The organism is Segeticoccus rhizosphaerae (assembly GCF_009192725.1).
GTDB classification, from domain to species: domain Bacteria; phylum Actinomycetota; class Actinomycetes; order Actinomycetales; family Dermatophilaceae; genus Segeticoccus; species Segeticoccus rhizosphaerae.
Genome location: NZ_VOHR01000496.1, coordinates 1 through 1,955 on the forward strand (window position 1 = coordinate 1; position 1,955 = coordinate 1,955).

The following is a 1,955-nucleotide window of genomic DNA, read 5'->3' on the forward strand; positions in this document are numbered from 1 at the left end:
CAGGTCACGCGCCACCACGACCACCCGCGCGCCCTGCGGCGGTGCCTGGGGGAGCGCAGCGCCCGCCACCAGCCAGGTCGCGAGGCCGACCAGCACCGCGGTCAGCCATCGCCGGGCCCGGACGCGGCGCCAGACCGAACGGCGACTGGTCGGCCGCCACCGCGCCCAGGGCGGCAGCCGCCTCGCCCCAGCGGCCCGACCCTTCCCCCGCGGCGAGTCCGCTGTGGCGGTCACCGGACCAGTGGCTGGACCCGCGGCGACCGACCTGTTGCCCCCTGGGCGGTGCACGGCGGCCTACTCCGGAAGGGTGAACGGCAACGTCATACCGTCCAGGGCCCGACGACACGGACAATCTGCCGTCTCGTCCGGCGTGGCCTCGGGCAGCCGCGGGATCGCTCGCCGCAGCAGGCTCTTCAGCGCGTCGATATTGCGAGCGAAGACGCGCAGCACCTCGTCGTGGGTCACGGCCGGGCCGCCCTCCACGCCGGCGTCGTGGTCGGTCACCAGCGCGAGCGTGGTGAAGCACAGCGCGAGCTCGCGGGCGATGGCCGCCTCCGGCATACCGGTCATGCCCACGACCGACCAGCCTGCCTGCTGGTGCCACTGCGACTCGGCGCGCGTGGAGAAACGCGGTCCGTTGATGACGACCAGGGTGCCGCCGTCGACCGTGTTGACGGACGACTCGGCCGAGGCGGCAAGCACGGTCGATCGTCCCCTCGGGCAGTAGGGATCGGCGAAACCCACGTGGACGACCGGACCCTCGGTGTCATAAAGGGTGTGCGGCCGGCCCCAGGTGCGGTCGACCACCTGGTCGGGCACCACCACGGTGCCCGGCCCGTGCTCGGACCGCAGCGAACCCACGGCACACGGCGCCAGCACCTGCCGGACCCCGACCGCCCGCAGCGCCCAGAGGTTGGCGCGGTAGTTGACCCGGTGCGGGGGGAACCGGTGCCCCTGGCCGTGCCGGGCCAGGAACGCGACGCGCCGCCCCTCCACCTCGGCGACGACCACGTCGTCGCTCGGCGGGCCGAACGGCGTGGAGACCGGGACGGAGCGGGTGTCGGTGAGGAACTGGTAGAAGCCGGACCCGCCGATCACGCCGATCTCCGCGCGCAGCATCGGGTCTTGGTGCCCGGCCGTGGGCACAGCCTGTGTCGTCATGGCACCCGAGGCTAGTCAGGCGCTCCCGCGAGGCGGGCTGCCGGCAGATTCGCTGTGGACAAGGGCTCCGGCGGGGCGGCCCTGTGGAGCGAGGTGCGCACGACGTGGCCGTGGCGTCGGTGGGCGCCCACCCGTCGGTGGTCCCCATCCGTCGGCGGCCGCCCGATCAGGCCGCCCGGTCAGGCCGCGGAGCCGGCCTTCGTCGTGCTCTTGGTGGCGGCCTTCGACGCGTCGGAGCCCTTGGAGGACTTCGAGGACGAACCGTTCGCGCTCTCGGAGCCGTTCGACGAGGTCGTCGACGTGGTCTTGTCGCCGCCGGACTTCTCGGAATGGGCACCGTTGGACGTGCTCGAGCTCGACCCGCCCGAGCTGGAGCCGTTCGAGCTCGCCCGGGAGTCGGTGCGGTAGAAACCGGAACCCTTGAAGACGACGCCGACCGCGCCGAAGACCTTGCGCAGCCTGCCCCCGCACTGGGGGCAGACGGTCAGCGAGTCGTCGGTGAAGGCCTGCACGATGTCGAACCGGTGGTCGCACTCGGTGCAGGCATAGTCATAGGTGGGCACGTGCTCCTCCATCTGTGCTGGTGCCAGCTGTGACCCGGTCGGTCGCCTCACCGAGGTGGAGCTGGCACTGTCACGGGTCGAGTGCCAGTCTACGACGCCGCGCAGGCTGCCTTCGACCGCGTGCGCGCTGAGGTCACTGGTTCCACCCCGCCAGCCGCCCCCGCTCGCTCACCGCCCGCAGCCGCGCCTCGGCCCGGCCTCGGGCCGCACCGGTCGTCACGATCAGCAGCG

General features: G+C 72.9%; 3 protein-coding genes. All 3 read right to left on the reverse strand.

Features of this window, described 5'->3' with window-relative positions:
• Positions 1–234 (reverse strand): hypothetical protein (locus FRW57_RS24195; RefSeq protein WP_203230469.1); only part of this gene is annotated, 234 nt, incomplete at its 3' end.
• Between the two features lie 60 nt (positions 235–294).
• Positions 295–1,161, reverse strand: a complete 867-nt coding sequence (locus tag FRW57_RS21050) for an S-methyl-5'-thioadenosine phosphorylase (RefSeq protein ID WP_238384468.1) — start codon at positions 1,159–1,161, stop codon at positions 295–297.
• Positions 1,162–1,340: 179 nt separating this feature from the next.
• Complete coding sequence (locus FRW57_RS21055) at positions 1,341–1,724, reverse strand: FmdB family zinc ribbon protein (RefSeq protein ID WP_137120001.1); 384 nt, start codon at positions 1,722–1,724, stop codon at positions 1,341–1,343.
• Positions 1,725–1,955 lie beyond the last annotated feature (231 nt).

Excerpts from the sequence above, each read along its gene's own strand:
- FRW57_RS21050 (WP_238384468.1), bottom strand. The coding sequence starts at position 1,161 with ATGACGACACAGGCTGTGCCCACGGCCGGGCACCAAGACCCGATGCTG.